A 7,864-nucleotide genomic window follows, 5' to 3' on the forward strand; every position below is an offset into this window, starting at 1 on the left:
GGACTACCGCACGACACGCCGGAGATGAGCGCATCCCCCGCATGGCCTAGTCGGTAGACGTTGCGCATCCGAACGACGAAGGAGCGCAACGAAGTTGGACGCAGCATCTCGTGACATCCAGTTGATCCGCTTGCCGAGATGGGGGCGTGTAGCCGTGGGAGCGGGGGCGGTGCCCTGGCTGGTCTTCGACGAGGAGGGAAGAGCGGTGGAGCCGATTCGCAGGTTCCTGATCGACTTCGTCGCTCGGGACAACCGGCCGGGCAGCGTCCGCAGCTACGCCTTCGATCTCCTGCGCTGGTGGCGATGGCTTCGCGTGGTCCAGGTCGAATGGGACTGGGCCACGTCCGCCGAGGTGCGCGACTTCGTGCTGTGGCTGCGGGTCACGACGAAACCTCGGACGTCGGCGCGGACACACTCGGCGGCGACCGCGGGGACGACCAACACGATCACCAAGAAGCCGTACCTGGACGACCTCTACAAGCCGCGCACGATCCGGCACAGCAACGCCGTACTCCGCAGCTCTTACGAGTTCTGGATCGAGTCGGGCAGCGGCCCGCTGGTCAACCCGGTACCGCTGGCCCGGAGCGCGAGGCGCCGCCCGCATGCCCATCACAACCCGCTGGATCCCTGCGGCGGCGAGGGCCGACTGCGCTACAACCCCAAGGTCCCGCGCCGGCGCCCTCGGCAGATGTCGGACGAGCGGTGGAACGAGCTGTTCGCGGCCCTGCGGTCCAACCGGGATCGGGCGATCCTCGCGCTCGGCATCAGCAACGCCGCACGGGCCTCCGAGCTCCTGGGGGTCCGCGGCGTCGACGTCGACTGGGGCGACCAGCTGGTACGCGTCGAGCGCAAGGGCTCCCAGGCCGAGCAGTGGCTTCCCTCCAGCCCTGAGTCGTTCATCTGGCTGCGGCTCTACCAGAGCGAGGGCCCGCCGCTGGACCCGCAGGCTCCGCTGTGGTGGACACTCCGGCGTCGTGACCACGGCGCCGGGCTGGCCTACCAGCCGATGAACTACGAGGCCCTGCGCGCGGTGTTCCGCCGGACCAACGCCCTGCTGGGCACGAACTGGTCGATGCACGACCTGCGGCACACCGCCGCGCTGCGGATGTCCCGGGACAAGCGGCTGTCGCTGCGAGACGTGCAGACCATCCTTGGTCACGCCAACCTGAGCACCACCGCCGACGTGTATCTCGTCGAGGAAGAAGAGCAGGTCATCGCCCGGGTTCAGGAGTACCTCGCCGACCGTGAGGAACGCGCGAAGCACCCCGTGCCGACCGGCGTCGCGACCGGTTACGAGGCAAGCGACCTGGCCGTGCTGTTCGGAGGTGGCCAGGCGTGACGCTACAGGGAGGCCGCCGAGCCAACTCCGTCCGCCGGGCCGGAACCGGCCCCGCGCCGACGAAGCCGTTGTTCATCGAGCACGACCTCAAAGCGAACAAGGAACGCGTCGGCCCGCACGACCACCTCACCCGAGACGAGGTCCTGGCCCTGCTGCCGACCTCGCCGCTCTGGCCGCAGAGAACGTACAGCCGCGGCATGTGGCCCGGAACTGTCCGGCTCGCGGGGGCTGCCAAGATCCTCGACTGGTTGCTGACCTTCCCTGAAGATGGGTGGCAGGGGCGGTGGCTTGCGGCCGGGGCGGACCGGGGCAAAGAGCTGATCCTGGCTCTGAACGAGGACGATCCGCGCGGCGAGGAGTCCAGGCGCAACGAGCTCATGATGGGCCTCAACAGCCTATTGATCAGCCGGGTGGTTCTCCCGCGCTACGTCTTCCTGCGCGGCTACAAGGCGATGCGGCTCTTCAAGGACGTGCAGCAGATGTTCCCCGCTGGCCAGCTGGAGCGAATGCGCGACTTCGGCGCCGAGATCGGCATGATGCCCCGGCACATCGACGAGGGCCTGCGGGTCATCTCCTCGATCATTCTGCACACCGGCCGGGACCTCGCTCAGCTCACCGCCGAGGACGTCTTCTACCTGCGGGCCGTCGGGCGGCGGGAGACCGGTGACGCATACGTGGGTACCCACAGCGCCTGGGATCTGCTGCGGGGCGCCGGCGTCATCGACTCGAAGGACACCCTCAAGGACGCGCTGCGGCACGGGCAGAGGCCCACCGCCGAGCTGGTCGACGCCTACAACATCCAGTCCACGCAGGTCCGCAACCTGCTCGTCCGCTACCTCGAAGAACGCCGCCCCGGGATCGACTACGGCACCTTCCGGGGACTGGTACGCGAACTGGCCGGCGTGTTCTGGGCGGACATCGAGGCACACCACCCCGGCATCGACACCCTCCGGCTGCCCGACGATGTCGTCGACGGCTGGAAACAACGCCTGGTCACCTACGTCAACAAGAGCGGAGAGGTCAAAGAGCGCCGTTCGCGCATCGACGTCATGATGCGGGTGCGCGGCTTCTACCTCGACATTCAGGAGTGGGCGCACGACGACCCGTTCTGGGTCCCATGGGCAGTGCCAAGCCCGATCACCCGGGGCGACGGCGCCGGGAACCACAAGATTTACAAGCAGACCACCTCCCGGATGCACCAGCGAGTCCGCGAGCGGCTGCCTCATCTTCCCGTGCTGCTGGAGACAGCCGAGCGAGTGCACCGAGAGTCCGTCGCTCTACTGGAGGCCGCCCGCGCCACACCGTTCAACGAGACCTTCGAGCACGGTGAGGCGCGCTACCTGCGGGTCCTCCCCAGGGTGAACCAGGTGCCCAGCCGCCTCGATCACGGCTCACGGCACGTCTTCATCAAGGAGGTCGGCAGCACCGGACGAAGGATCAACCAGAGCCTCGTGGAGGATGACGCCTTCTGGGCCTGGGCGATCATCGAGACGCTGCGGCACACCGGAGTTCGCGCCGAAGAACTGACCGAGCTCACCCACCTCGCGCTGGTCTCCTACAAACTGCCCGACACCAACGAAGTCGTCCCGCTCCTCCAGATCGTCCCATCCAAGAGCAACGAGGGACGCCTACTGCTGGTCAGCCCCGAACTGGCCAGCGTTCTGGCCACGATCATCAAGCGCCTGCGCGACGCCAATGGCGGGAAGGTCCCGCTGGTCTCCCGCTACGACTCACACGAGCGCGTCACGGGCCCCCGGCTGCCGCACCTGTTCCAGCGCCGCCCCTACTGGCAGCCGCAGGTCATGAGCGAGGCCGCCATCAAGCGCGCCCTGGACCGGACCCTGGAGGCCACCGGACTCCACGACCAGGCCGGCGAGCCACTGCGCTACACACCGCACGACTTCCGAAGGATGTTCGCGACCGAGGCCGTCACCGGCGGACTTCCCGTCCACATCGCAGCCCGCATCCTCGGTCACAAAACACTGACCACCACCCAGGCATACCTCGCCGTCTTCCAGGACGACCTGGTACGCATCTACCGAGGCTTCCTCGACCGGCGCCGGGCCGAGCGCCCCCAAGAGGAATATCGCGAGCCGACCGCGGCGGAGTGGCACGACTTCCAGCAGCACTTCGAGCTCCGCAAGGTCTCCCTCGGCACCTGCGGCCGCCCCTATGGCACCCCCTGCAAGCACGAGCACGCCCCGTTGACTGAACGAACCCTAGAGATTGCCCAGTTCAGTGGGCGGATGGAGTTATCGAGCACTACGGTCACCGGTCGTGATGAACGATGCTCCCCGACGAGATTTGGCGGCCCTGGTGGTTCCCCGGTGGGGTCGGCTGGTGGAGACCGGCGACCGGTACGAGCCCTACCGGCTGGTCGATCCCGACGGAGCGGCCGTCGAGGCGGTCGCCGTTTACTTTCAGGAGTTGCTGGCTGCGGGGAAAGCGCCGTCAACGGTTCGTTCCTACGGGATGGATCTGTTGCGGTGGTGGCGGTTCCTGCAGGCCGTGGACGTTTCCTGGAACCGGGCGACCCGTAGGGAGGCCCGGGACTTCAGCTGCTGGATCCAAGAGACCGTCAAACCCAGGAAGATCAAGGCCCAGGGCCCGCGAGCGGTACGGGGAGCCGGTGCCGCGAACCCGGTGACCGGGAAGCCGTCGACCGGATCCGGATACGCTCCGGCCACCGTCGTGCACAGCGAGACGGTCCTGCGCCGGTTCTACGATGTGCACCGTGATGCGGGGACCGGCCTGCCCCATGCTCTGGTCGGTGCTCCACTGGGTGAGCGTGGCGCCGTCCCGGGCGTAGGCGCGGCAGTCGCCGATCCAGTGGATCGTGGTGGGCTGGCCCGGCTCCATGCGGGCGTAGACGGCGGAGGCATGCGGCGGGGTGTCGTAGGCGTGGGCCATCTGTCCGGCGGTGGTCAGGGCGGCCAGTCCGCCCATGGTCATGCCGATGTGGGTGATCACCGGCGGCACCGCCTGGGCGTAGCGGACGACTGCCGCGTCGTGGCCTGCGCCGTCGACGACGGCGGCGCACACCCGCGGCCCGCGCCGCTGGAGGTCGTAGCCGTCGGCGCACGGGGGCTCGGTGCCCGGCCGCCGCGCCATCCCCACCGTGATCGCCTGCGTGACCGCCGTCTGGCGGGTACTGGTCTCGGCCATCGTCTTCTCCTTCGTGTCGGTCGCCGGCCTTGTCGGCCCACCCTGTACTCCGGCTGGAGAAGAAGTGCGTCAAGGAGTCCACAAGAATGGCAAGTTGAGGCTGCTGGAGCAGGAGTGACACCTGGGGGCGGCACCCGGGAGGGGATGGTGGTGGCCTGGCTCGGCGGCCGCATCCGGTCAATTCCCGTGATCCCCGCACGCAGGTGAACGGTGCTGCGTACGCTAGAGCTTGACGTCCCGGTGGTCCCCCCGGGCCACCGGGACGCTGTATGTCAGTGATCCCTGATCTGGTGGATACCGTCCACCGGGTCCGATGCGGCACGGATCCGCTCGCGCCACGCTTCGGGCCACTGAGTGGCGACGTCCCAGCGCAGCCCGCCGAGGTAGAGGTGGGTGAGGTCGGCGGTGCGCAGGTCTGCTCCGCGGACGTCGTTGCACACACGGTCGAACGTCTCGTCCGCCTCCGCGAGATCGACGGCCAGCCGCCTGAGCGTCCTGCGGATGACACGCGGTGCAGCGGTGGCGAGTTACTCGGCGTCGCGGCGGGCCTGGCGAAGGGCGCGGGCGAGCTGCTCCGCGCCCGGGCCAGCATCGCGAACCTGGGGCGGGAAGGTGATGTCGAGCGTGTCCGGCACGGTGGCGAGGGACCGGTCCGGATCGTCGAGGGCGGCCTGGGTCGCCCGCCGGGCCTCGGTGATCTGCTGGGCGGGCCACAGCAGGTGGCCTCGGGCCTGCAGGCGCGTTACGGCGCTCCAGGAGGCGATGGCCTGGGCGGCGACCGCGACGGGGCGGCGGCGCCGTGGAAGATGCCGGGACACGTACGTGAGCCAGGCCGCCGTGTTCACCGCTCCCCCTCGTCCGCCGGATTCTCCGGAGCACTGTATGCCCGGACGCCGCCCGATGCGGCCACGATCGCGGTGCCCGGCACAAGGGAGTGCCGAAACGGCGAAGCCCCGCCGTAGGGCGGGGCTTCGCCGGGCTCCAAGGGCGGGCATGCGCAGCTGTGGGGCGAGACCTCGGCCTGCCCGCGGCCGGGAGGGCTGGCGTCAGCGGCGCGACCACCTGAACCAGCGCCCGGTCATCCGGCGCCCGGTGACCAGAAGCAGACCGAGGAGCAGAACGAGCAGGCCAACGGACTGCGCCAGCTCGAGGCTCGGGCCGTCGTGGCGGACCACCATCAGGACGCTGACCAGCGACATGACGACGACGCCGAGCCCAAGGACCCCCTGGAGGAACACCATCAGGCGCCACATGGTTGGTCCTGCCTCCTCTGCTGTCGAGCCTCTTGCGCGCGTAAGGGTTGTTATGCTCGTGACAGATGACTGTAGCAGTTGGCTGATGTTGTTAGGTTGTCAAGACCCGACGGCGCATGTGCTGCAACTACTTGCTCGGTTGACCGAGCCGCTCGGCGATCTGTGCGCGGATGGATGCGGTGCGCTCGGGGGCTACCACCTCCAGGAGCATGTTGACCAGCTCGGAGGCCAGTGGGCCTGCCTCGTGCAGGGGTAGTTGCATCCATGCCTGGGCGGCGTTCTGAGCCGCCACTTGGGTGCGTCGCTTGCCGGGTCCGAGCCGGTCGTACCAGGCGAGGGCGAGCCAGGTCCACGAGGCGGTGGCGAAGGCATACTCGCCGCTCAGATAGGCCAGGTCGGCGCGGAACTGCGCCGCCTCGAGGGTCGCCGCCGCCGTGTCACCCTGTTCGGCGGTGAGCTGCTGAAGGATGGCGTCAGCAGCCGGTATGGCCGTGTCGAAGTCGTGGGCGCGGCCGGCGGCCTGGGCGGCGGCGAGCCGGCCGAAGAGACTGCTCGGCTGCTGCTGCGGCTCGGTCGCCACCGGTTGTGGCACTGCAGCAGCAACCGGGGTTCCCGGGGCCTGGGTGGTGCCGTCGGGCATGACCTGCATGTCGAACCGGGAGTTGGTGCGGTCGTCCTGGACCTGGACGAGGACCGGCAGGCCGCCGCCGGCTGCTTCGATGTGGAGGACCTGGATGACGACCTGCGAGGGGTCGACTCCGTCGGGGACGACCTGCGGTTCGCTGTCGATGCGGAGTTGGCCGTCGCGGCTGATGTGGACCTGGTAGCGGGTGCTGGTGTTCATGGTGTGTGGCCCGCGGCGTGGTGCTGCGGGCCTTCCTCCTTCGGGTGGGTCAGAGCGAGAGTCCGTGGCTGCGGAGATAGGCGAGGGGGTCGATGTCGGATCCGTACGCGGGTCCTGTGCGGGCTTCGAAGTGCAGGTGCGGGCCGGACGAGTTGCCGGTGGAGCCGGAGTAGCCGATCTGCTGGCGGGCTTTGACGGTTTGGCCCTTGCTCACGGAGATTTTCGAGAGATGGGCGTAGTGCGTGTACTTGCCGTCGCTCATCTTGATGACGATGTTGTTGCCGTATGCGCCGCCCCATTCGGCTTCGACGACGGTGCCGGTGCCGATGGCCTGCACCTTGGTGCCGGTGGCGACGGGGAAGTCGACGCCGGTGTGGCTGCCGGAGGACCACATGCCGCCGCCGGCTTTGTAGGGGGTGGTGACGCGGGAGTTCTCCACGGGCAGTGCCCATCCACCTTTGCTCTTGGCGTCGGTGGAGTTGGCGGCGTTCTCGACGGCGTCGCATCCGGAGGTGGTCGTGAGCACAGCCTTCTTGCCCCAGCTCTTGACCACGAGTTCACCGGCGGTCTTCTCCCACTTGGCGTACGCGTCGGGGAAGCCGCTGCGCTGGACGTTCTGGGCGGCTTGGGTGAGCGGCTTGGTCTGCCACTTGTCCACCTTGGCCAGGCGCTCGAAGAAGGAGTTGCTCGCGTAGATGGGGTCGGTGACCTGCGCGACGGTGCCCCAGCCCTGTGAGGGGCGCTGCTGGAAGAGGCCTTGGGAGTCGCGGTCTCCGTAGCGGATGTTCTTGAGCATTGACTCCTGGATGGCGGTGGCCACCCCGATCACCGCAGCGCGCGGCGGCAGGCCGCGGCTGCGGGCGACGTTGGTGATCATGCTGGCGTTGCGTTGCTGCTCCTCGGTCCAGTTGACGCTCTGCTGCTTTCCCTGAGGGTTCAGGGGCACGGTGACCTGTCCCCCGGGCTCGGCGGCCGGTATCTCCTGCTCTTTGCTGGCGACCTGCATCGTGGAGCTGCTGGGCGTGCAGGAGTCCTCCCATTGCGGTCCGTCGTCCGACTCGCCGGCGCCGAGCATCAGTGGCAGGCAGAGCGTTCCAGCGAGCATCGCTGCGACCCCACCCCCCAGGGCCATTGCGCGATTGGGATTGGTCCGGTTCGCCGGTCTCGTGAGTGACGTGGCGTCATGTCCTTGGTGCGGCATGGGAGCCCGGAGAGCAGAGCAGGCACGGTGCTGGTGATCATGTGGTTGTCGAGACCCATGAG

At 68.5% G+C, this 7,864-nt stretch carries 8 protein-coding genes; 2 read left to right on the plus strand and 6 right to left on the minus strand.

Translation table 11 applies throughout. The features are described from left to right. The first annotated feature begins 169 nt into the window (after positions 1 to 169). Together QMZ92_RS33390 and QMZ92_RS36630 are read left to right on the plus strand one after the other, a co-directional pair. Positions 170 to 1,339: a tyrosine-type recombinase/integrase gene (locus QMZ92_RS33390; protein WP_283301323.1), complete on the plus strand. Its 1,170-nt coding sequence runs from the start codon at positions 170 to 172 to the stop codon at positions 1,337 to 1,339. Further along, the gene (locus QMZ92_RS36630) at positions 1,336 to 3,879 is read left to right on the plus strand and encodes a site-specific integrase (RefSeq protein ID WP_283301324.1); all 2,544 of its coding nucleotides are present in this window, start codon (positions 1,336 to 1,338) and stop codon (positions 3,877 to 3,879) included. Before QMZ92_RS33390 ends, QMZ92_RS36630 begins: the two co-directional genes overlap by 4 nt. Here the strand turns inward: QMZ92_RS36630 and QMZ92_RS36175 are convergent. From QMZ92_RS36175 to QMZ92_RS33425, 6 genes are all read right to left on the minus strand, one after another. Further along, a complete protein-coding gene (locus tag QMZ92_RS36175) occupies positions 3,791 to 4,504 on the minus strand; it encodes a hypothetical protein (protein ID WP_349307788.1) in 714 nt (237 codons plus the stop codon). The two genes, QMZ92_RS36630 and QMZ92_RS36175, sit on opposite strands and share 89 nt — an antisense overlap. A 272-nt stretch (positions 4,505 to 4,776) precedes the next feature. Then, a complete protein-coding gene (locus QMZ92_RS33405) occupies positions 4,777 to 4,944 on the minus strand; it encodes a hypothetical protein (RefSeq protein WP_283301326.1) in 168 nt (55 codons plus the stop codon). Between the two features lie 87 nt (positions 4,945 to 5,031). Next, positions 5,032 to 5,349, minus strand: coding sequence for a hypothetical protein (locus QMZ92_RS33410; protein WP_283301327.1), 318 nt, complete (start codon positions 5,347 to 5,349; stop codon positions 5,032 to 5,034). Between the two features lie 201 nt (positions 5,350 to 5,550). Continuing rightward, the gene (locus QMZ92_RS33415) at positions 5,551 to 5,757 is read right to left on the minus strand and encodes a hypothetical protein (RefSeq protein ID WP_283301328.1); all 207 of its coding nucleotides are present in this window, start codon (positions 5,755 to 5,757) and stop codon (positions 5,551 to 5,553) included. Positions 5,758 to 5,884: 127 nt separating this feature from the next. Then, positions 5,885 to 6,601, minus strand: a complete 717-nt coding sequence (locus QMZ92_RS33420) for a hypothetical protein (RefSeq protein WP_283301329.1) — start codon at positions 6,599 to 6,601, stop codon at positions 5,885 to 5,887. 49 nt (positions 6,602 to 6,650) lie between these two features. Further along, positions 6,651 to 7,706: a M23 family metallopeptidase gene (locus QMZ92_RS33425; protein WP_283301330.1), complete on the minus strand. Its 1,056-nt coding sequence runs from the start codon at positions 7,704 to 7,706 to the stop codon at positions 6,651 to 6,653. Positions 7,707 to 7,864 lie beyond the last annotated feature (158 nt).

Origin of the sequence: Streptomyces sp. HNM0645, from assembly GCF_030056615.1 — a bacterium.
GTDB lineage: Bacteria > Actinomycetota > Actinomycetes > Streptomycetales > Streptomycetaceae > Streptomyces > Streptomyces marianii.